The sequence below is a fragment of the Streptococcus pseudopneumoniae genome, assembly GCF_001072925.1.
GTDB lineage: Bacteria > Bacillota > Bacilli > Lactobacillales > Streptococcaceae > Streptococcus > Streptococcus pseudopneumoniae_Q.
The window spans coordinates 1-20,102 of the sequence record NZ_JVHE01000044.1; the positions used below are offsets into that span (position 1 = coordinate 1).

At 39.2% G+C, this 20,102-nt stretch carries 23 protein-coding genes; 9 read left to right on the forward strand and 14 right to left on the reverse strand.

Annotated features, from left to right (window positions below):
• The coding region (locus tag ADH81_RS11515) for a hypothetical protein (RefSeq protein ID WP_049526096.1) at positions 1–276 on the reverse strand (276 nt) is incomplete at its 3' end.
• 3 nt (positions 277–279) lie between these two features.
• Positions 280–414 (reverse strand): hypothetical protein, encoded by a 135-nt coding sequence (locus ADH81_RS11520; protein ID WP_275043560.1) that lies wholly within the window; start codon positions 412–414, stop codon positions 280–282.
• Positions 415–448: 34 nt separating this feature from the next.
• On the opposite strand from ADH81_RS11520, the gene ADH81_RS11525 reads away from it, so the two are divergent.
• On the forward strand, positions 449–625 hold the full coding sequence (locus ADH81_RS11525; RefSeq protein ID WP_049526098.1) for an LPXTG cell wall anchor domain-containing protein: 177 nt from the start codon (positions 449–451) through the stop codon (positions 623–625).
• 197 nt (positions 626–822) lie between these two features.
• On the opposite strand, the gene ADH81_RS01885 is transcribed toward ADH81_RS11525, so the two are convergent.
• The 4 genes from ADH81_RS01885 to nrdH form a co-directional block, all read right to left on the reverse strand.
• A complete protein-coding gene (locus ADH81_RS01885; protein ID WP_049526101.1) occupies positions 823–1,590 on the reverse strand; it encodes a DeoR/GlpR family DNA-binding transcription regulator in 768 nt (255 codons plus the stop codon).
• 127 nt (positions 1,591–1,717) lie between these two features.
• Positions 1,718–2,680, reverse strand: a complete 963-nt coding sequence (gene nrdF, locus ADH81_RS01890; RefSeq protein ID WP_049526102.1) for a class 1b ribonucleoside-diphosphate reductase subunit beta — start codon at positions 2,678–2,680, stop codon at positions 1,718–1,720.
• A 178-nt stretch (positions 2,681–2,858) separates the two neighbouring features.
• Entirely contained in the window at positions 2,859–5,018 is a 2,160-nt protein-coding gene (gene nrdE, locus ADH81_RS01895) for a class 1b ribonucleoside-diphosphate reductase subunit alpha (protein ID WP_049526103.1), read from the reverse strand.
• Positions 5,019–5,086: 68 nt separating this feature from the next.
• Positions 5,087–5,305 (reverse strand): glutaredoxin-like protein NrdH, encoded by a 219-nt coding sequence (gene nrdH, locus ADH81_RS01900; RefSeq protein ID WP_000259242.1) that lies wholly within the window; start codon positions 5,303–5,305, stop codon positions 5,087–5,089.
• A 363-nt stretch (positions 5,306–5,668) separates the two neighbouring features.
• On the opposite strand from nrdH, the gene ADH81_RS01905 reads away from it, so the two are divergent.
• The 3 genes from ADH81_RS01905 to udk all read left to right on the forward strand — a co-directional run bounded on the left by ADH81_RS01905 (position 5,669) and on the right by udk (position 8,433).
• Positions 5,669–5,932, forward strand: coding sequence for a phosphocarrier protein HPr (locus ADH81_RS01905; RefSeq protein WP_000146952.1), 264 nt, complete (start codon positions 5,669–5,671; stop codon positions 5,930–5,932).
• A gap of 4 nt (positions 5,933–5,936) precedes the next feature.
• Positions 5,937–7,670, forward strand: a complete 1,734-nt coding sequence (ptsP, locus tag ADH81_RS01910; RefSeq protein WP_025171271.1) for a phosphoenolpyruvate--protein phosphotransferase — start codon at positions 5,937–5,939, stop codon at positions 7,668–7,670.
• 124 nt (positions 7,671–7,794) lie between these two features.
• Positions 7,795–8,433 carry a uridine kinase gene (gene udk / locus ADH81_RS01915; protein ID WP_049526124.1) on the forward strand — a complete coding sequence of 213 codons (639 nt, stop codon included), beginning with the start codon at positions 7,795–7,797 and terminating at the stop codon, positions 8,431–8,433.
• A 190-nt stretch (positions 8,434–8,623) separates the two neighbouring features.
• Here the strand turns inward: udk and ADH81_RS01920 are convergent, their stop codons facing one another.
• From ADH81_RS01920 to ADH81_RS01930, 3 genes are read right to left on the reverse strand one after another with little or no spacing between them, the layout of a single operon-like run.
• Positions 8,624–9,187 (reverse strand): ECF transporter S component, encoded by a 564-nt coding sequence (locus ADH81_RS01920; protein ID WP_049526104.1) that lies wholly within the window; start codon positions 9,185–9,187, stop codon positions 8,624–8,626.
• On the reverse strand, positions 9,171–9,722 hold the full coding sequence (coaC, locus tag ADH81_RS01925) for a phosphopantothenoylcysteine decarboxylase (protein ID WP_049526105.1): 552 nt from the start codon (positions 9,720–9,722) through the stop codon (positions 9,171–9,173). The genes ADH81_RS01920 and coaC overlap by 17 nt, the downstream gene beginning before the upstream one ends.
• An 11-nt stretch (positions 9,723–9,733) precedes the next feature.
• A complete protein-coding gene (locus ADH81_RS01930; protein ID WP_049526107.1) occupies positions 9,734–10,423 on the reverse strand; it encodes a phosphopantothenate--cysteine ligase in 690 nt (229 codons plus the stop codon).
• 232 nt (positions 10,424–10,655) lie between these two features.
• On the opposite strand from ADH81_RS01930, the gene ADH81_RS01935 reads away from it, so the two are divergent.
• On the forward strand, positions 10,656–12,326 hold the full coding sequence (locus ADH81_RS01935) for a formate--tetrahydrofolate ligase (RefSeq protein ID WP_049526109.1): 1,671 nt from the start codon (positions 10,656–10,658) through the stop codon (positions 12,324–12,326).
• Positions 12,327–12,414: 88 nt separating this feature from the next.
• On the opposite strand, the gene lysS is transcribed toward ADH81_RS01935, so the two are convergent.
• From lysS to ADH81_RS01960, 5 genes are all read right to left on the reverse strand, one after another.
• Positions 12,415–13,905 (reverse strand): lysine--tRNA ligase, encoded by a 1,491-nt coding sequence (gene lysS, locus ADH81_RS01940; RefSeq protein ID WP_049526111.1) that lies wholly within the window; start codon positions 13,903–13,905, stop codon positions 12,415–12,417.
• Positions 13,906–14,039: 134 nt separating this feature from the next.
• Positions 14,040–14,666 (reverse strand): histidine phosphatase family protein, encoded by a 627-nt coding sequence (locus tag ADH81_RS01945; RefSeq protein ID WP_049526113.1) that lies wholly within the window; start codon positions 14,664–14,666, stop codon positions 14,040–14,042.
• Positions 14,663–15,148, reverse strand: a complete 486-nt coding sequence (locus ADH81_RS01950) for an aminoacyl-tRNA deacylase (protein ID WP_049526115.1) — start codon at positions 15,146–15,148, stop codon at positions 14,663–14,665. The genes ADH81_RS01945 and ADH81_RS01950 overlap by 4 nt, the downstream gene beginning before the upstream one ends.
• Entirely contained in the window at positions 15,148–15,990 is an 843-nt protein-coding gene (locus tag ADH81_RS01955) for a DUF368 domain-containing protein (protein ID WP_049526116.1), read from the reverse strand. Before ADH81_RS01955 ends, ADH81_RS01950 begins: the two co-directional genes overlap by 1 nt.
• Positions 15,991–16,099: 109 nt before the next feature.
• Positions 16,100–16,900, reverse strand: a complete 801-nt coding sequence (locus tag ADH81_RS01960; RefSeq protein WP_049526118.1) for a glycoside hydrolase family 25 protein — start codon at positions 16,898–16,900, stop codon at positions 16,100–16,102.
• Positions 16,901–17,055: 155 nt separating this feature from the next.
• Here ADH81_RS01960 and glmU point away from each other — a divergent pair, with 155 nt between their 5' ends.
• Genes glmU through ADH81_RS01980 form a run of 4 tightly spaced genes read left to right on the forward strand, consistent with a single transcriptional unit; the run spans position 17,056 to position 20,018 of the window.
• The gene (gene glmU, locus ADH81_RS01965) at positions 17,056–18,435 is read left to right on the forward strand and encodes a bifunctional UDP-N-acetylglucosamine diphosphorylase/glucosamine-1-phosphate N-acetyltransferase GlmU (protein ID WP_049526120.1); all 1,380 of its coding nucleotides are present in this window, start codon (positions 17,056–17,058) and stop codon (positions 18,433–18,435) included.
• A 9-nt stretch (positions 18,436–18,444) separates the two neighbouring features.
• Positions 18,445–19,008: an NUDIX hydrolase gene (locus ADH81_RS01970; protein ID WP_049526122.1), complete on the forward strand. Its 564-nt coding sequence runs from the start codon at positions 18,445–18,447 to the stop codon at positions 19,006–19,008.
• On the forward strand, positions 19,001–19,312 hold the full coding sequence (macP, locus tag ADH81_RS01975) for a cell wall synthase accessory phosphoprotein MacP (protein ID WP_000517859.1): 312 nt from the start codon (positions 19,001–19,003) through the stop codon (positions 19,310–19,312). Before ADH81_RS01970 ends, macP begins: the two co-directional genes overlap by 8 nt.
• A 10-nt stretch (positions 19,313–19,322) precedes the next feature.
• Entirely contained in the window at positions 19,323–20,018 is a 696-nt protein-coding gene (locus ADH81_RS01980) for a 5'-methylthioadenosine/adenosylhomocysteine nucleosidase (RefSeq protein ID WP_049526123.1), read from the forward strand.
• Positions 20,019–20,102 lie beyond the last annotated feature (84 nt).

The window sequence follows — 20,102 nt, forward strand, 5'->3', positions numbered from 1 at the left end:
AAGCACAAGCGCATCTGAGTCAGCAAGCACATCAGCTTCAGAATCAGCAAGCACAAGCGCATCAGAGTCAGCATCAACGTCTGCATCAGAATCAGCAAGCACAAGCGCATCTGAGTCAGCATCAACAAGTGCATCAGAATCAGCAAGCACATCAGCTTCTGTAGTCACAAGCAAGGGAACGCCAGAAAGCTTGTCGCTTGATAGCTTAGATATTGATAGTATTATTACATCAGATTCAATTAGTACGTCAGTATCACAATCAATATCAGTAAGCATTAGTCAATCGATGTCTCGTTCAATATCAGCAAGCACAAGTACATCAGAGTCAGCATCAATATCAGCTTCTGAGTCAGCCTCAGCAAGCACATCGGTTTCTGAATCAGCAAGTACAAGCGCATCCGAGTCAGCAAGCACATCAGCTTCTGAATCAGCGTCAACAAGTGCGTCTATGATTCATTCGACTTCAACTAGTCTAGCTCCTCAAACTGATACCACTAAGGCCCGTAAGCAATTACCAAATACAGGTGAAACTGCTTCAGCTGCAAATGCTCTCCTTGGAGTTGTAGCAGGTCTAACTGGATTAGGATTAGTGGCTAAACGTCGTAAGCGTGATGATGAAGAATAAATCTTCTAACGATTTTATTAGTTGATTATTCCGATCAAAAAACCTGAAAGATATAACTTTCAGGTTTTTTTAGTTCTATAATATTTGTGTTTGGTAAATATCTATAAACATTGGGGGAATCTTTTATAATTTTTGCAAAATAAAAAACTAGCCATAGAATTAGTAGTAGCTACTAAATTCTGTGACTAGTTGTAGAGTTAAGGTTTTGACTTGATAATTTTAGTTTGTTTAGACAGTGATTGGAGTGTTTGGTCACTTAACTTTGAATCAGTGATAATGGTGTCGATATCTGAGATATTGTAAAATGTGAAGAAATCAAATTTATCAAATTTGCTATGGTCAGCTAGGAGATATTTTTTATTGGCGTTTTCTAGTGCTAATTTCTGTGCTTCACCTTCGTCTTCACTAAAAGTAGCGATAGCATGATCCTTGATACCATTACAACTAACGAAGGCTTTTGAAAATTGCAAACTAGCGATATCTTGGAGGGTTAGAGTACCTACAAAGGCTCCAGTAATTGAACGATAATTACCACCGATTAAAATTAGGTCAGTTAGCTTACGCTCATTTAGAATGAGAAATACAGGCAAACTATTGGTAACAACTCGAATGTTATCGATAGGAAGTTCTCGCGCAAAGAATTCTAATGTGGTACCTGGACCAATGAAAATAGTTTCTCTTTCTTCAACTAAGTGACCTGCAAAGCGAGCAATTTCTTGTTTTTCTGCTGTTTGTAGCCCTTGTTTTTCAACGTTAGAACGCTCATTGTTTAATAAGGAACCTGTTCGAAGTTTTTCAGCTCCTCCATGAACTCGAACCAGCAAATCCTTATCCGCTAACTCTTGTAAATATCGTCTAGCTGTCATATCGGAAATATCAAGGCGATTCATAATCTCTTTAACAGTGATAGTTCCTTTTGTATTAACAATGTCTAAAATAGTATCTAATTTTTCTTGCTTCAGCATTGAACCACCCCCAAATCTAATATTATTTTATCATATTTTAAACAACTAAGCAACTTAAAGAAAACAAAAATAAACAAAAAAAAACATCTAGTTTGTAATTAAACTTAGATGTTTTTTAGGTTAGATATTAATTTAGTCCATAGTTATAGTCATCATCCTGCATAGCTTCAACTTCACCAAGTAGATAGCCATTACCAACTTGAGAGAAGAAGTCATGGTTTGATGTACCAGTTGAAATCCCGTTCATAACGATCGGGTTGACATCGTCAGCTGAGTCAGGGAAGAGAGGATCTTGCCCCAAGTTCATAAGGGCTTTATTTGCATTGTAGCGAAGGAAGGTTTTAACCTCTTCAGTCCATCCGACTTCGTCATAGAGGCTCTCTGTGTAGCCTTCTTCATTCTCATAAAGAGTATAGAGAAGGTCGTACATCCATTCTTTGAGTTTTTCTTGCTCATCTTCTGGCAATTCATTGAAACCAAGTTGGAATTTGTAGCCGATGTAGGTTCCATGAACTGATTCATCACGAATAATCAATTTGATAATTTCTGCCACGTTGGCCAACTTGTTGTTTCCAAGATAGTAGAGTGGTGTGAAGAAACCAGAGTAGAAAAGGAAGGTTTCAAGGAAAACACTAGCTACTTTCTTTTCTAGTGGAGTTCCGTTTAGGTAGATTTCATTGATAATTTCAGCTTTTTTCTGAAGATATGGATTGGTGTTGGTCCATTCGAAAATCTCTTCGATTTCTGACTTAGTATTCAAGGTAGAAAAGATAGAAGAGTAAGACTTAGCATGAACAGATTCCATAAATTGGATATTGTTAAAAACAGCTTCCTCGTGAGGCGTACGAATATCAGCACGAAGAGCTTGAACACCAGTTTCTGATTGCATGGTATCAAGAAGGGTTAAACCTCCAAAAACTTTACCAACAAGGTCTTTTTCCTTGTTAGAAAGCTTTCTCCAGTCGTCTAGGTCATTTGACAAGGGGATACGCGTATCGAGCCAAAACTGCTCAGTCAGCTTTTCCCAGGTTGATTTGTCAATGACATCTTCGATGGCATTCCAGTTAATAGCTTTGTAGTAAGTTTTCATTTGAAATCTCTTTCTGTGTGTAGTAATGCGATAACATAATCATTCTTATTTTATCATAATTCTATGCTATAATCGAACAAAAAGTCGGTAGCCCGACTTTTATGTTCTTACATGATTCTATCAGCAAAATACGTTTCGTTTAATGGATTAAGTAAATGTAATTTTTTTGAGAGTTGAATTAAATCACACAGCTCTCGCATTGGTTAGCACCGACTTCTCCACCATCATCTGTAAAGGTACGGACGTAGTAGATAGACTTGATACCTTTGTTGAAGGCATAGTTACGAAGGATAGACAAGTCACGTGTCGTTTGTTTGTTTTCTTTCTTCCATTCGTAAAGGCCTGTTGGGATATCACTACGCATGAAGAGTGTGAGTGAAAGTCCTTGGTCCACGTGCTCAGTCGCAGCAGCATAAACGTCAATGACTTTACGCATATCCATGTCATAAGCAGAAGTGTAGTAAGGGATTGTTTCTGTTGACAAACCAGCAGCAGGATAGTAGATCTTACCAATTTTCTTCTCTTGACGTTCTTCGATACGTTGTGTAATTGGGTGAATAGAAGCAGAAACATCGTTGATGTAGCTGATAGAACCATTTGGCGCTACAGCAAGGCGGTTTTGGTGGTAAAGTCCATCTGCTTTAACTTTATCACGAAGTTCAGCCCAGTCAGCAGCAGTAGGAATAAAGATATCTTTGAAGAGTTCTTTAACACGGTCTGATTTTGGAAGAAATTCGTCAGTCAAATACTTATCAAAGTAGCTTCCGTTAGCATAGTCTGATTTTTCAAAGTTGTGGAAGGTAACACCACGTTCATGTGCGATATTGTTTGACTCAACCAAGGTCCAGTAGTTCATAAGCATGAAGTAGATGCTTGTGAATTCAACAGACTCAGGTGATCCGTATTCGATCAATTGTTGAGCAAGATAACTGTGAAGTCCCATAGCTCCAAGTCCAAAGGTGTGAGCTTGGCTGTTTCCGTGGTCGATAGTAGGAACAGCGACGATGTGTGAACTATCTGTCACGAAAGTAAGGGCACGAACCATAGCACGGATGGAGCGACCAAAGTCAGGTGAAGTCATCATGTTTACAACGTTTGTTGAACCAAGGTTACATGAAACGTCAGTCCCCATTTTAAGAAATTCTTGAGCATCGTTGATAAGACTTGGTTCTTGGACTTGAAGAATCTCTGAACACAAGTTGCTCATGATAATCTTACCATCAACTGGATTTGCACGGTTGGCTGTATCAATGTTGACCACATAAGGATAACCAGATTCTTGTTGCAATTTAGAAATCTCAGTTTCCAAATCACGCGCCTTGATTTTTGTCTTACGGATGTTTGGATTTGCAACTAGTTCATCGTATTTTTCTGTGATGTCGATGTAGTTAAATGGCACGCCGTATTCAAGCTCTACAGAGTAAGGGCTGAAGAGGTACATTTCTTCATTTTTACGAGCCAATTCGTAGAATTTATCTGGAACCACAACACCAAGTGAAAGGGTCTTGACACGCACTTTTTCATCGGCGTTTTCCTTCTTAGTTGAAAGGAAGGCGATGATATCTGGGTGAAAGACATTGAGGTAAACAACCCCAGCACCTTGACGCTGACCAAGTTGGTTAGAGTAAGAGAAGCTGTCTTCGAAAAGCTTCATAACTGGTACGACACCAGAAGCAGCACCTTCATAGCCTTTGATAGGAGCTCCAGCTTCACGAAGGTTGCTGAGGGAAATTCCCACACCACCACCGATACGTGATAGTTGAAGAGCTGAGTTGATAGAACGTCCGATAGAGTTCATATCATCTGTTACCTGGATCAAGAAACACGATACCAATTCACCACGACGTGCACGACCTGCATTCAAGAAAGAAGGAGTAGCAGGTTGATAGCGTTGGTGGATGATTTCATTAGCAATATCAATAGCAATCGCTTCATCACCATCCGCAAAGTAAAGAGCGTTAAAGAAGACACGGTCTTCCATACTCTCAAGATAGTACTCTCCGTCATTAGTTTTCAGAGCATACTGATTATAGAATTTATAGGCAGCCATGAAAGACTTAAACTGGAAGTTTTGATCCTTGATAAATTGGTGTAGTTCTTCCAAAAATTCTGGACGGTATTTCTTGATAAATGCTGTTTCAATGTAGTTATGCTCAATGAGGAAGTTGATTTTATCCGTAATTGAGTTAAAAACCATTGTATTTGGTACAACATTTTCTTTAAAGAAGGCTTCTAAAGCTTCCTTGTCCTTGTGAAGCATAATTTGTCCATTAACAGGACGGTTAATTTCATTATTAAGACGGAAGTAAGTCACATCTTCAAGTTGTTTTAATCCCATAAAAATTCCTTTATCTAATTACAAAAGAAAGGCTTCTAAGGTAGACATAGAAGCTTTTGTCCTGATTCTTAAGCAAGTTGTTTGAGTTTACCTGGTTGGAAACCAGAGAAAACTTCTGTTGGTGTCTGAATAATAGGAGCAGCACTAAAGCCAAGCTCTTTTACTTGATCAATGTATTCAGGTTGTTCATCAAGATTGATTTCTTTATATTCAACATTATTACTGTCTAAAAAACGTTTCGTCATTTTACATTGGACACAGTTGTTTTTAGAATATACGGTTACCATTTCTGTAACTCCTCTTTAAAAATTTATTACTTTCTTAGTATATCAGAAAAAAAAACTTTGTCAACTTTCTAAAACTAAATCTTGTGTACTTATTTTACTGATTTTACTAACAAACACAATATATAGTGTAGTTTTGAAAAATAACTTCAGAAAAATCAATGATTTCATTATAGACGTCTTAATAAAAACTACATACTGTGTTTTGTTAAATTTAATAGAAGATTTTCAGCAAGTTATCTGAAAGGAAATTGAAGAAAGTCCATAAAATACTTGAAAAATATCAATGAAGGTGATATAATACTAAATTGTAAGGGTTATCAGATATGTAACTCAACAAGAAAACTATTAAAGGAGAGTCAAACTATGGCTTCTAAAGATTTCCACGTAGTGGCAGAAACAGGTATTCACGCACGTCCAGCAACATTGTTGGTACAAACTGCTAGCAAATTTGCTTCAGATATCACTCTTGAGTACAAAGGTAAATCAGTTAACCTTAAATCTATCATGGGTGTAATGAGCCTTGGTGTTGGTCAAGGTGCTGACGTTACAATCACTGCTGAAGGTGCAGACGCTGATGACGCTATCGCTGCAATCTCAGAAACAATGGAAAAAGAAGGATTGGCATAAGGAAATGACAGAAATGCTTAAAGGAATCGCAGCATCTGACGGTGTTGCAGTTGCAAAAGCATATCTACTCGTTCAACCGGATTTATCATTCGAGACTGTTACAGTCGAAGATACAAATGCAGAAGAGGCTCGTTTGGATGTTGCTCTTGAAGCTTCTCAAAACGAGCTTTCTCTTATCCGCGAGAAGGCTGTAGGTACGCTTGGTGAAGAAGCGGCACAAGTATTTGACGCTCATTTGATGGTTCTTGCTGACCCTGAATTGATTGGTCAAATCAAAGAAACTATCCGTGCTAAGAAAGTGAATGCAGAAGCAGGTCTGAAAGAAGTTACAGATATGTTTATCACAATCTTTGAAGGCATGGAAGACAACCCATACATGCAAGAACGTGCAGCGGATATCCGCGACGTAACAAAACGTGTATTGGCTAATCTCCTTGGTAAAAAATTGCCAAACCCAGCTTCTATCAATGAAGAAGTGATCGTGATTGCTCACGACTTGACTCCATCTGATACAGCTCAATTGGACAAAAACTTTGTAAAAGCTTTTGTAACAAACATTGGTGGTCGTACAAGTCACTCAGCTATCATGGCTCGTACACTTGAAATCGCTGCAGTTTTGGGTACAAACAACATCACTGAAATCGTTAAAGATGGTGACCTACTTGCCGTTAATGGTATTACAGGTGAAGTGATTATCAACCCTACTGAAGAACAAGCAGCTGAATTTAAAGCAGCTGGTGAAGCTTACGCTCAACAAAAAGCTGAGTGGGCACTCTTGAAAGATGCTCAAACAGTTACTGCTGACGGTAAACACTTCGAATTGGCAGCAAACATTGGTACTCCAAAAGACGTTGAAGGTGTTAATGACAATGGTGCAGAAGCTGTCGGTCTTTACCGTACAGAGTTCTTGTACATGGATTCTCAAGACTTCCCAACTGAAGACGAGCAGTACGAAGCATACAAGGCTGTTCTGGAAGGAATGAACGGTAAACCAGTTGTTGTCCGTACAATGGATATCGGTGGTGACAAGGAACTTCCTTACTTCGATATGCCTCATGAAATGAACCCATTCCTTGGATTCCGTGCTCTTCGTATCTCTATCTCTGAAACTGGAGATGCAATGTTCCGCACTCAAATCCGTGCTCTTCTTCGTGCTTCTGTACACGGTCAATTGCGTATCATGTTCCCAATGGTTGCGCTTTTGAAAGAATTCCGTGCGGCTAAAGCAGTCTTCGATGAAGAAAAAGCTAACCTTCTTGCTGAAGGTGTTGCAGTTGCGGATGACATCCAAGTTGGTATCATGATTGAAATTCCTGCGGCAGCAATGCTTGCAGACCAATTTGCAAAAGAAGTTGACTTCTTCTCAATTGGTACAAACGACTTGATCCAATACACAATGGCGGCAGACCGTATGAACGAGCAAGTTTCATACCTTTACCAACCGTATAACCCATCAATCCTTCGTTTGATTAACAACGTTATCAAAGCAGCTCACGCTGAAGGTAAATGGGCTGGTATGTGTGGTGAGATGGCTGGTGACCAAACAGCTGTTCCACTTCTTGTCGGAATGGGCTTGGATGAGTTTTCTATGTCAGCAACATCTGTACTTCGTACACGTAGCTTGATGAAGAAACTTGACACTGCTAAAATGCAAGAATACGCTAACCGCGCTCTTACAGAATGTTCAACAATGGAAGAAGTTCTTGAACTTTCTAAAGAATACGTTAACTTCGATTAATCAATTACAAATCCTTGTAGCTTCTAGCTATGAGGATTTTTTCTTCTATTTTGTAGAAAACTCCATCTGTGAAATTTATCAAAAATATGGTAAAATAGACAAGGGAAAATACAAGGAGGCTACAATGCAAAATAGACCAATCATTATCGGAGTAACAGGGGGATCTGGAGGAGGAAAGACAAGCGTATCTAAAGCAATCTTGTCACATTTTCCAAATGAGAAAATAGCTATGATTGAGCATGATTCCTACTATAAAGATCAATCTCATCTAACCTTTGAAGAGCGTATCAAGACCAACTATGACCATCCTTTTGCTTTTGATACTGATTTGATGATTGCGCAAATCAAAGAGTTGTTGGCAGGACGTCCTGTAGATATTCCTACCTATGATTATGCTACCCATACCAGAAGTTCTAAAACTTATCGTCAAGAACCTCAGGATGTCTTTATCGTAGAAGGAATCTTAGTTTTGGAGGACAAACGACTTCGTGATTTGATGGATATTAAGATTTTCGTAGATACAGATGATGACGTTCGTATTATTCGCCGTATTAAACGTGATATGGAAGAACGTGGTCGTAGCCTGGATAGCGTTATTGACCAGTATCTTGGTGTAGTGAAACCCATGTATCATCAATTTATTGAGCCAACAAAGCGTTATGCAGATATCGTTATTCCAGAAGGTGTGACTAATACAGTAGCCATCGATTTGCTGACAACAAAAATCGAAAAGATTTTAGAAGAAGCACGTCTAGCCCAATGATAAGTAAATAAAAGGTTGTTGGAAAATAAATTTTTTTCCAAGATTGATTTTTTTCCATATTGGTGAGTCTTTTCAATCAAGCTTTTAGATAGTCTCGTCAAAGGGACTTTTAGAAGTCTGTAATCTTAATTAAATACAGAGTCAGTTACTTAGGGCAAATAAAAATCGAGGTCGGGATTTTCCCGACCTCTTATTTTTTGATTTTTTCAAGTCTCGGAACAATAACTAGGGTGAGTATTGCTGAGATAATCAGTTCTGCGATAGAGTTTGTTGAGATGACAGTAGCTAATAGTTTTTGGATATTTCCGTCAAAAACATTTCCAAAGAGGAAGAAGATACCGCCTAGTACAAATACAGTATTAGTAAGGGAACCGAGTGCCCCCGCAAATATAAGCCCCGCCTTGTTTCTGAGGAGTTTATAGACAAAGTATGGTGTTAAACCAATTAAGATACGAGGAATAATGGCAATAGCAAGTGAAGCTAAATTCCCATTCGGCACAAAAGGAGAGAAGAGGTAGCTAGTTGGGAGAATTGTGATTGTATTGACTGTCAAGCTAATCATTCCCATCAAGAAACCTAAGATAGCTCCAATCCGTGGCCCGTAGATGATACTAGCAATGATGACTGGAATATGGACAATGGTTGGTTTAATTGGAAATGGCAAGACATTAAAGACAATAGAGCTCAGCAGATGAATGACGATCATGCTGGCAAAAAAGATAGCAATTGGAGCAATATTAGAGCGTTTGTTCATGAAGTTTTTCCTTTATCTGTTGTAAAATAGTATCAAGATCAGCAAGAGCACCCCGTCCTACATCGCCACAGGCCAGTAGGGATTCTTTAGGGGAAATAATTGTATAACCATAAGTTTCTAAAGTTTTTAGGTTTGTTTGAGTTGCTGGATGGTCATACATTTTAGTATTCATGGCAGGTGCTACTAGTTTTGGAACATAGTTTGGCAAGGCAAGAGCAGTAGCAGTAACCATATTGTCGGCAAAACCGTGCGCGACTTTCGCAATCGTATTAGCGGTTGCAGGGGCAAGGATAAACAAGTCTGTTTCTTTGCCTAGCTCGATATGATTAACTTTATCAGGATAAGGTTCCTGCATAAGATCGAGATGTACGGTATTTTGAGATAAGACTTGAAGGGTTAAAGGTTGAATAAAGGCAGTCGCAGCCTGGGTCATGAGTACAGTAACAGAATGCCCTTGTTTCTTCAAGCCACTAACCAAATCAGCAGCCTTGTAAGAGGCGATAGAGCCTGTAACAGCGAGTGTAATACGAGCCATAATTTTCCTTTCTAACAGTCAAATCCTTGAATTTTTTCCACTAACAAGTCAGCAATTTCTTGTTTTTGGGTAGCAATCTGATAATCATTCTTTTCAACTAGGTAAGCCATGTGTTGATCAGCATTAATCTGAGTGAGGTCATTAGCGACAATCAAGTCAGCTTGATTCTTTACAAGACTTTCTCTAGCGATTTGAATCAGATGTTCCTTGCTAACATCGACAAGGAGTTTAAAGCCAATGAGATGGAGACTTGGATTCCATTCTTTAACAAGAGAGATGATCTTTGGATTTTTCTTGAGAAATAGGACTTGCACCTCATCCTTAGAAGAGATCTTTGTTTCCATATTTTTCTTATGCAAAAACTCACTTAAATCTTGGCTCGCTTGAACTTGGTCAAGACCTGTCATGTAAACTGGGCTGTAGTCAGAAACAGCCATTGAATGGATCAAGACTTGATAATCAGGGACAATCCGTTTCATCTCTTGGAGTAAATCAGAAGTGTTTTTAATTTCAATAATGGTTAAATTCTGGTCTAGCTCTGGTTTTAGTGCTTGTTGCGTAGTAATCAGACAAACTTGGTGACCAGTTTTTAGTAAAGTCTCAGTTATAACTTTACCAAGTCTACCAGTAGAGTGGTTGGTAATGGAGCGAACTCGATCAATGGCTTCGCTTGTACCACCAGATGTAACTAAAATTTTCATAGAACTATTGTACAAAAAAATGAACAGTAAGTAAAATGAAAGCGATAAAATATTATGTGAAATCTAAGCTTTCAACTATAGTTAAAACCTATAAAGGCATATAAAAATTTAAAAAGAAGCCAAGAAAGTCTGAAGTGTTGTGATATTTACGAACGTTACCAAGCTTTATGACTGTTAAAAATCTTATTTTATGATATAATGAATTAACACATTTGAGGTAGAGGAGTTTGTTATGAAAACAGATATTGAAATTGCACAGAGTATCGAGCTAAAACCAATCGTTGATGTTGTCGAGAAACTTGGCATCTCTTACGATGATTTGGAATTGTACGGAAAGTACAAGGCTAAGCTAAGCTTTGATAAGATCCGTGAGGTTGAAAGTAATCCAGTCGGTAAATTGATTTTAGTTACTGCTATCAATCCAACACCTGCTGGTGAAGGAAAATCAACTATCACTATCGGACTTGCTGATGCTTTGAATAAGATTGGTAAGAAAACCATGATTGCTATCCGCGAACCTTCTCTTGGACCAGTCATGGGGATTAAAGGTGGTGCAGCTGGTGGTGGTTATGCCCAAGTTTTACCAATGGAAGACATCAATCTTCACTTTACTGGAGATATGCATGCAATAACAACTGCAAACAATGCTCTTTCTGCCTTGATTGACAATCATTTGCACCAAGGAAATGAGCTTGGAATCGACCAACGTCGTATTCTCTGGAAACGCGTAGTGGACTTGAATGATCGTGCTCTTCGTCACGTGACAGTTGGACTTGGTGGTCCACTTAATGGTATTCCACGCGAAGATGGATTTGATATCACTGTCGCATCAGAAATCATGGCTATTCTTTGCTTGGCAACTGATATTGAAGATTTGAAACGTCGTTTGGCCAATATCGTTATCGGCTACCGTTATGATCGTACACCTGTTTCAGTTGGTGATTTACAGGTTGAAGGTGCCTTGGCATTGATTTTGAAAGATGCTATCAAACCGAACTTGGTTCAAACCATCTATGGAACACCTGCCTTTGTACATGGTGGCCCATTTGCCAATATCGCACACGGATGTAACTCTGTCTTGGCTACAACTACAGCCCTTCACTTGGCAGATTACACAGTGACAGAAGCAGGTTTTGGTGCAGACCTTGGTGCTGAGAAATTCCTGGATATCAAAACTCCAAACTTGCCAACATCTCCTGATGCAGTAGTCATTGTTGCAACTCTTCGTGCTCTTAAGATGAATGGTGGGGTTGCTAAGGATGCTTTGACAGAAGAGAATGTAGAAGCTATTCGTGCTGGTTTTGCTAATTTGAAACGCCACGTTGAGAATATCCGTAAGTTTGGTATTCCAGCAGTTGTTGCTATTAACGAGTTCGTATCTGATACAGAAGCTGAAATCGCAGCTTTGAAAGAACTTTGTGCTTCAATTGATGTTCCGGTTGAGTTAGCTAGCGTATGGGCTGATGGAGCTGAAGGAGGAGTGGCTCTAGCTGAAACTCTCGTCAAAACGATTGACGAAAACCCAGCTAACTATACACGTTTGTATGACAATGACCTTTCAGTACAAGAGAAGATTGAAAAGATTGTCACTGAAATCTATCGTGGAAGTAAAGTAAACTTCGAGAAGAAAGCTCAAACTCAAATCGCTCAAATCGTTCAAAATGGTTGGGACAAATTGCCAATCTGTATGGCTAAGACTCAGTACAGTTTCTCAGATAATCCAAACGCACTTGGAGCACCTGAAAACTTTGAAATTACTATTCGTGAATTGGTACCAAAACTTGGTGCAGGCTTCATCGTTGCCTTAACTGGTGATGTCATGACCATGCCTGGACTTCCAAAACGACCAGCAGCTCTCAACATGGATGTTGAAAGTGATGGAACTGTTTTAGGTCTATTCTAATTCAAACACAAAAGACAAGCTCAAAATCGAGTTTGTCTTTTTATTAACATTAAAAAATCTCCTAGAATGTGACTAGGAGATTTGTATTTTATTTCATAGTTGGGAAGAGCAATACATCACGGATAGTAGTAGTATCAGTGAGGAGCATGCAGAGACGGTCGATACCGATTCCCAAACCACCTGTTGGAGGCATACCGTATTCAAGGGCTTCGATGTAGTCGTAGTCAATACCTGTAGCTTCATCGTCACCAAGTTCTTTGGCTTTGGCTTGAGCTTCAAAACGGCTAAGCTGGTCGATTGGGTCGTTCAACTCAGTAAAGGCATTTCCGTATTCTTTAGTCATGATGAAGAGTTCAAAACGGTCGGTAAAGCGCTCATCTTCAGGATTCTTCTTAGCAAGTGGAGATACAGCTACTGGATGACCATAGACAAAGGTAGGTTGAATCAAAGTTTCTTCAACAAATTCTTCAAAGAAAGCATTGATGATATGACCAACTTCAGTGTAGTGTTTTTCAACTGGAACTTTCTTCTCAGCAGCGATAGCTTTAGCTTCTTCGAAAGTCATATCTTTCCAGAAATCAACACCTGTAATTTCCTTGATTGCATCAACCATGTGTACACGTTTAAATGATTCATTGATCTTGATCTCAGTTCCTTGATAGTTGACTGGACCATCACCTTTAACTGATTTGGCAGCGTGTTGGATAATGCCTTCAGTTAAGTCCATAATGTCTTGGAAGTCTGCATAAGCTTGGTAAACTTCGATAGAAGTGAACTCAGGGTTGTGGGTAGCATCCATTCCTTCGTTACGGAAGATACGGCCAATCTCATAAACACGTTCCATACCACCGACGATAAGACGTTTCAAGTGAAGCTCAGTCGCGATACGAAGCACCATGTCAATGTTTTGTGCATTGTGGTGAGTGATGAATGGACGAGCAGCAGCACCACCAGCTTCGTTATGAAGAACAGGTGTTTCCACTTCAAGGAAGCCTTTTTGGTCAAGGTAACGACGGATTTCAGAGATGATTTTTGAGCGAGTAACAAAGCGTTCAAAGCTTTCACGGTTTGAAATCAAATCAAGGTAACGTTTACGGTAAATAGTTTCAACATCTGTTAAACCGTGGAATTTCTCTGGAAGCGGACGAAGGGCTTTGGACAAGTGAGTGATATGTGTAGCCTTGATAGAGAGTTCTCCCATATCTGTACGCATAATTTCACCTTCGACACCAAGGAAGTCTCCTAAGTCAGCTTTTTTAAAGATTTCGTAGTTTTCTTCACCGACTGCATCTTTACGAACGTAGATTTGGATTTGACCTTCGCGGTCTTGAAGGTGGGCAAATCCAACCTTACCTTTACCGCGCTTTGTTACCAAACGTCCAGCGATAGTAGCAGTCTCGTTCAATTCATGTAGTTGTTCCTTATCGAGGTCAGCATATTTATCTTTTAATTCTTGTGAGTTAGCAGTGCGTTCAAATCGTTTACCGAATGGATCGATTCCTTGTTCGCGGAGCGCAGCCATTTTTTCACGGCGAACGATCTGCTGGTCATTTAGTTCTTCCATATGTTCTGTTGACATTTTTTCCTCCTAGTTTTTACTCAATTCATGATACGATGAGTCTTTTTTGCGGTACTCCCATTTTATCATAAAAGTCAAATAAATTCACGGATATTCTACAAAATCTAAAAAGAACTTAACAGTGATTGCTAAGTTTAGTTATTATCTTGATAAGAAGTGTCGTTCCATACTAATAGGTTGAAGTTTGTAAAGTCTTGGGTTTCCAGAATAGTAACACTAGCATTTGCTAGACCCCCATCTTTTCTAAGTAGCGGAGTATCATATCCTAGAAGAGTTCGAATACTGGCTGTAAGATTGGCTCCGTGACCAACAATCATGACATGTTCAAAAGGTTTGGACTCTAATGATTTGACAAATTGAGTGGTACGCTGAGTTGTTTGATAGACAGACTCTGCACCAAACAAAGTCGAATCAAACTTAGCTAGATTGGTACGAAAAGCTTTTAATTGCTCGGGATAGATGGCTTCTAAGGTTGCAAATTTTGCACCTTCAAGTTTCCCGAGTTGCCACTCTCTTAGAGAGGCTATTTCTACTAAAGGACAGCTGTCTTTCAGTTGACTTTGGATAATTTGAGCAGAAGTTTTAGCCCGAGGAAGATCACTAGAATAAATCACATCAAATGGAGTTTCTTGGAGATACTGACCCAATTTTTTTAAGGTCTCAATGGATTCCTCAAGGAGTGGAGAGTCACCACTTGCTCCTTGAAAACGTCCCTCAAGATTCCAAAGTGTTTTACCGTGACGAATAAAATAGAATTTCATGTGTTACTTGCCTCCAAGATATCTGCAAATTCAGCTTTTACAAAGGTTGCTAGATCTTGAGGGTTGATAATGATACTATGACCTACTTCCCCTGCGGAAACAATCATTTCCTCCAGTTTAATAGCAGTTTGATCGATAAAGATAGGATAGTTATGTTTTTGACGAATCCCAACTGGATTATTGGCACCGTGGATGTAGCCAGTTGTCTTTTCGAGGTCTTTTTGTGGAATCATGCTGACTTTCTTATTACCAGAAATCTTAGCCAGTTTCTTTTCAGAAAGATGTTCAGTGATAGGAAGGATGCCGATAATGGGTCCAGTCTTATCTCCCAGAAGTGCTAGAGTCTTAAAAATCTGACTCTTTTCATAACCTTGAGGCATCTCACCTTCCAAGGCATTAATTTGAATACCTGTATGGTTTATTCCTGCTTTGGTTAAAATTTGTTGGACCAAGGTTTTCTTGACTTTTACTTTTTTTGCCATTATTTATACTTATCCTCCAATTGACTCATCCAGATTCCCAACCAAATCCCTAGTGCGAAGAAGAAAGCAATCAGTACATATGAAACTAGTGACAAACCACTGTAACTGATACTTTCAGCATTGCCAGCGTTTGGAATAAGGATCAAAAGTGTACTTGATAGTACAATTCCAATGATAAAATGATACACACGTGAGTGATATAGGCGAAGAGCGTAGTCCATGAATTTTGAAAAGATAATCAGAGTGATAAGAAGTCCAATCCCAATTGGTAAGAAGGTTCCTAACAAATCAAAAGTCTTGAACCCTGTTAACATAGGGCCATAAAGGCCGAGAATCAAGAGAAGATTAGAAGGACTAAGCCCTGGAACCAAAATTCCAAGCGCCAACAAACAACCAGCCAGTGTAAAGTTAAGGAAGCTTGCAGATAGAGAACCAACTACAAAATTCAAGGCGTAGAGGGCAAGACCTGAGATGATGAAGGTTGCCCAAAACCATATGTGGTCAACCTTATCTCTATCAGAATCACGAGTTGATTCTTTGACAAGACTTGGGATGGTACCAATGATAGCTCCAGCAAAACTCCACAATACATAAACTTGATAATTTTCTAAAAGATACTCAATTGGATAAGAGAAAAGTCCGATGCCCAGTAACATCCCAATACCGACAGGAAGGAAAAAGAGCAAATCTTCTTTTAAATTCTTAAAAGGATGGGCAAGAAAACGAATCATTCTCTCATAAATTCCCAAAATAGCGGCAAGAACGCCACCAGAAATCCCTGGTAGAATGAAACCTAGGGCGATTACAATTCCTTTAATAATTTTTGATAGCCATGATAACATAGAGGGCCTCCGAGATTTATATTCTATATAGATAAAACAGTGATTTAATACTGAAAAATAAAGAAAAGCAAGCAGAAAGCAATGTCTGACTTGCTTATTGTGATAGTGATTAAGGATTTAAAAACAATTTTCTAAAGGTTTCTTCCTTGTTCTTTGATGAAGAAATAGTGTTCAAATCGAGGTGATGTTCAAATCCACCAAGATTTCCATGGGAAGTGTATTGGTGAAGGTCGTAGCTAAGATCTGTTTTTGGAGCACTCTCATAGTGACCTGAGTTGGTTCCATAGGAAGGTATCCAGATAGCCGAGTAATTATCAACGCTGATACTATGTTCCTCCATAAAGTAAACACCAACATAGATACCAATATTTTTTGCTCCCAATGAAGCTAATTTGGCACGAAAGGCCTCAACTCCCTGATTCATGTCAGACATAGTCTTTTCTTCAACATCAAGCCAATAGTAGCTAGGATTGTAAGGTGAAGCGGCGTTATAGAAGGCTTCAGCAGCTTTTTCCATTTCTTCGACATTTTTTCCAGCTACATAGGCGTAAACAGCAACTGGAATATTTCGTTTTTGAAACTCTGTGATATGCTCCTTGTAGACCTTATCGACTCCATTTTTATAGGCAGCGTCATTTTCTTCAGAAACTTGAGCTCCACTATGAACCCGAACAATCGCACCTGAAATATTTTGAGTTAAGGTGTCATAATTAATCTCAGATGGTCTTTGCCAGCCAGAAACATCAATAATCGGCTTGTTGATATTATGTAAAGCTTGAGTTTCTACTTGAACTGGATTTTGCTTTGTTTTGACTGGATGGTCTTCAAACTTGGGTCTGTTAATGATTAAAATCCCCACGATAGTCGCTAATACAGTAAAAATAAAAACAGGATTTATTTTCTTTCTCATACTTTTATAGTGTATCGTAAATGGTGAAAAAAATCAAAAAAAATACTCAAAATCCTCTAGGAAATGCAATGTTTTATAGCACTTGCCCTCTTTTGTGTTTGAATGAACAAATTTATGATATAATATAAGGGAATTTCTATAGAAAAGAGAAAAATATGGCAAATTATGCAGTTATTTTAGCAGCGGGTAAAGGTACTCGTATGAAATCAGATCTACCAAAAGTCATGCACAAGGTTGCAGGAATTTCTATGCTTGAGCATGTTTTTCGTAGTGTAGGGGCCATCAATCCTGAAAAAACAGTAACGGTTGTGGGTCATAAGGCAGAACTTGTGGAGCAAGTTTTAGCTGGTCAAACTGATTTTGTAAGACAGTCTGAGCAATTAGGAACTGGTCATGCGGTTATGATGGCTGAGCCAATTCTTGAAGGACTTTCTGGACAAACATTGGTTATTGCTGGTGATACACCACTCATTACTGGTGAAAGTCTAAAGAACTTGATTGATTTCCACGTTAATCACAAGAACGTAGCTACAATCCTAACTGCAGAAGCTGAAGATCCATTTGGTTATGGACGTATTGTTCGTAATGAGAATGCTGAAGTGCTTCGTATCGTGGAGCAGAAGGACGCTACAGATTTTGAAAAACAAATCAAGGAAATCAATACAGGAACTTATGTTTTTGATAATGCTCGTCTCTTTGAAGCTTTGAAGAATATCAACACCAACAATGCCCAAGGCGAATACTACATTACCGATGTCATCGGCATTTTCCGTGAAGCTGGAGAAAAAGTCGGAGCCTATACTCTGAAAGACTTTGATGAAAGTCTCGGAGTTAATGACCGTGTTGCCCTTGCGACAGCTGAAGGCATCATGCGTCGCCGTATTAACCAAGCACATATGGTCAATGGAGTTAGTTTTGTGAATCCTGAAACTACTTACATTGACATCGATGTTGAGATCGCTCCAGAGGTTCAAATTGAAGCAAATGTAACCCTCAAAGGTTCTAGTAGGATTGGTGCAGGGACTGTTTTGACCAATGGAACTTATATCCTTGATAGCACTATCGGTTCAGGGGCAGTGATTACAAACTCGATGATTGAAGAAAGCACGGTTGCTGATGGTGTTACAGTTGGACCATATGCTCATATCCGTCCAGGATCAAGCCTTTCGAAAGATGTGCATATCGGGAACTTTGTTGAAGTCAAAGGTTCAAGCATCGGTGAAAATACAAAAGCTGGTCATTTGACTTATATTGGTAACTGTGAAGTTGGTAGTGATGTCAACTTCGGTGCAGGAACCATCACTGTAAATTACGATGGTCAACACAAGTTTAAAACAACCATTGGTAACAATGTTTTCGTTGGATCAAATTCAACCATCATTGCTCCAGTAGAGCTCGGAGATAACTCTCTTGTTGGGGCAGGTTCAACCATTACTAAGGATGTTCCAGCTGATGCCATTGCTATTGGACGAGGTCGCCAAATTAATAAGGACGAATATGCAACTCGCCTCCCTCACCATCCTAACAATAAATAGGAGCTAACGATGGAATTTGAAGAAAAGACGCTTAGTCGTAAAGAAATCTATAAAGGACCAATCTTCCAATTGGTTCAAGACCAGGTTGAACTACCTTCTGGAAAAGGTACTGCGCAACGTGATTTGATTTTCCACAATGGGGCAGTTTGCGTTCTTGCAGTCACTCCAGAAAATAAGATTGTCCTTGTTAAACAATATCGCAAGGCAATTGAAAAAGTCTCTGTTGAAATTCCTGCAGGTAAGCTTGAAATAGGGGAGAATGCAGATCCAGAAGCTGCAGCCCTTCGTGAATTAGAAGAAGAAGCGGCCTATACTGGTAAATTAAGCCTTCTCTATGATTTTTACTCTGCGATTGGATTTTGTAACGAGCGCTTAAAACTTTACTTGGCAAGTGATTTGACAAAAGTTGAAAATCCTCGTCCTCAGGATGAAGATGAGACTTTAGAGTTACTTGAAGTCAGTCTTGACCAAGCTAAAGAACTGATCCAGTCAGGTGATATTTGTGATGCCAAGACTATCATGGCTATTCAGTACTGGGAATTACAAAAAAATAGTGGAGGAACCCATGGGTAAGCCTTTATTAACAGATGAAATGATCGAACGTGCCAATCGAGGAGAGGACATCTCAGGGCCTCCCTTGCTAGATGATGAGGAAACTAAGATTTTACCGACTTCTTCGCAAAATTTTGGCTATTCGCGAACCAAAGATCATGGTTTTAGCCAAGATACACTGACCATCGAAGTTGAACCTTCTATTCACAAAAGTCGACGGATTGAAAATACTAAGAGAAATGTCTTTAATTCTAAATTAAACAAGATTCTTTTTGCAGTTATTTTTCTCTTGATTTTGTTAATTTTAGCAATGAGATTTATTTAAGGGGTCTATCATGAAAATTGGAATTATTGCAGCTATGCCAGAAGAACTAGTTTACTTGATTCAACACTTGGACGAAGCCAGTGAAGAAAAGGTTCTGGGACATAGCTATCATACTGGTAAGATTGGTTCTGTTGAGCTTGTACTTGTAGAGAGTGGTATTGGTAAAGTCATGTCTGCGATGAGTGTCGCTATCTTATCAGATCACTTTCAAGTCGATGCAGTGATTAATACTGGTTCTGCTGGTGCAGTGGCAAGTGGAATCGCAGTAGGGGATGTAGTGATTGCAGACAAGCTTGCCTACCACGATGTTGATGTGACTGCCTTTGGCTATGATTACGGTCAAATGGCTCAACAGCCTCTCTATTTTGAATCAGACCAAAAGTTTATCAGCTTGATTCAAGAGAGTTTGTCTAAACTGGACCAAACTTGGCATTTAGGTTTGATTGCGACAGGAGACAGTTTTGTTGCTGGAGAAGATAAAATCAAAGCGATAAAAGAGCATTATCCTCAAGTTCTTGCTGTAGAGATGGAAGGGGCAGCTATTGCTCAAGCAGCTCAGGCTTTGAACCTTCCTTTCTTAGTCGTTCGTGCCATGAGTGACAATGCCAACCATGAAGCATCCGTTTCCTTTGATGAATTTATCGTAGAAGCAGGATGTCGTTCTGCCCAAGCCCTAATGACGCTTTTGCAGTCAATAAAGGATTAATAGAAGAATTACTGAGAGTGGGACAGAAATCGGTAATTCGTTAGAATACGATTTCGTCGTCCCACCTCCGCACAGTTGAGTAGG

Excerpts from the sequence above, each read along its gene's own strand:
- ADH81_RS11525 (WP_049526098.1), top strand. The coding sequence starts at position 449 with ATGATTCATTCGACTTCAACTAGTCTAGCTCCTCAAACTGATACCACT.
- ADH81_RS01885 (WP_049526101.1), bottom strand. The coding sequence starts at position 1,590 with ATGCTGAAGCAAGAAAAATTAGATACTATTTTAGACATTGTTAATACA.
- nrdF (WP_049526102.1), bottom strand. The coding sequence starts at position 2,680 with ATGAAAACTTACTACAAAGCTATTAACTGGAATGCCATCGAAGATGTC.
- nrdE (WP_049526103.1), bottom strand. The coding sequence starts at position 5,018 with ATGGGATTAAAACAACTTGAAGATGTGACTTACTTCCGTCTTAATAAT.
- nrdH (WP_000259242.1), bottom strand. The coding sequence starts at position 5,305 with ATGGTAACCGTATATTCTAAAAACAACTGTGTCCAATGTAAAATGACG.
- ADH81_RS01905 (WP_000146952.1), top strand. The coding sequence starts at position 5,669 with ATGGCTTCTAAAGATTTCCACGTAGTGGCAGAAACAGGTATTCACGCA.
- ptsP (WP_025171271.1), top strand. The coding sequence starts at position 5,937 with ATGACAGAAATGCTTAAAGGAATCGCAGCATCTGACGGTGTTGCAGTT.
- udk (WP_049526124.1), top strand. The coding sequence starts at position 7,795 with ATGCAAAATAGACCAATCATTATCGGAGTAACAGGGGGATCTGGAGGA.
- ADH81_RS01920 (WP_049526104.1), bottom strand. The coding sequence starts at position 9,187 with ATGAACAAACGCTCTAATATTGCTCCAATTGCTATCTTTTTTGCCAGC.
- coaC (WP_049526105.1), bottom strand. The coding sequence starts at position 9,722 with ATGGCTCGTATTACACTCGCTGTTACAGGCTCTATCGCCTCTTACAAG.
- ADH81_RS01930 (WP_049526107.1), bottom strand. The coding sequence starts at position 10,423 with ATGAAAATTTTAGTTACATCTGGTGGTACAAGCGAAGCCATTGATCGA.
- ADH81_RS01935 (WP_049526109.1), top strand. The coding sequence starts at position 10,656 with ATGAAAACAGATATTGAAATTGCACAGAGTATCGAGCTAAAACCAATC.
- lysS (WP_049526111.1), bottom strand. The coding sequence starts at position 13,905 with ATGTCAACAGAACATATGGAAGAACTAAATGACCAGCAGATCGTTCGC.
- ADH81_RS01945 (WP_049526113.1), bottom strand. The coding sequence starts at position 14,666 with ATGAAATTCTATTTTATTCGTCACGGTAAAACACTTTGGAATCTTGAG.
- ADH81_RS01950 (WP_049526115.1), bottom strand. The coding sequence starts at position 15,148 with ATGGCAAAAAAAGTAAAAGTCAAGAAAACCTTGGTCCAACAAATTTTA.
- ADH81_RS01955 (WP_049526116.1), bottom strand. The coding sequence starts at position 15,990 with ATGTTATCATGGCTATCAAAAATTATTAAAGGAATTGTAATCGCCCTA.
- ADH81_RS01960 (WP_049526118.1), bottom strand. The coding sequence starts at position 16,900 with ATGAGAAAGAAAATAAATCCTGTTTTTATTTTTACTGTATTAGCGACT.
- glmU (WP_049526120.1), top strand. The coding sequence starts at position 17,056 with ATGGCAAATTATGCAGTTATTTTAGCAGCGGGTAAAGGTACTCGTATG.
- ADH81_RS01970 (WP_049526122.1), top strand. The coding sequence starts at position 18,445 with ATGGAATTTGAAGAAAAGACGCTTAGTCGTAAAGAAATCTATAAAGGA.
- macP (WP_000517859.1), top strand. The coding sequence starts at position 19,001 with ATGGGTAAGCCTTTATTAACAGATGAAATGATCGAACGTGCCAATCGA.
- ADH81_RS01980 (WP_049526123.1), top strand. The coding sequence starts at position 19,323 with ATGAAAATTGGAATTATTGCAGCTATGCCAGAAGAACTAGTTTACTTG.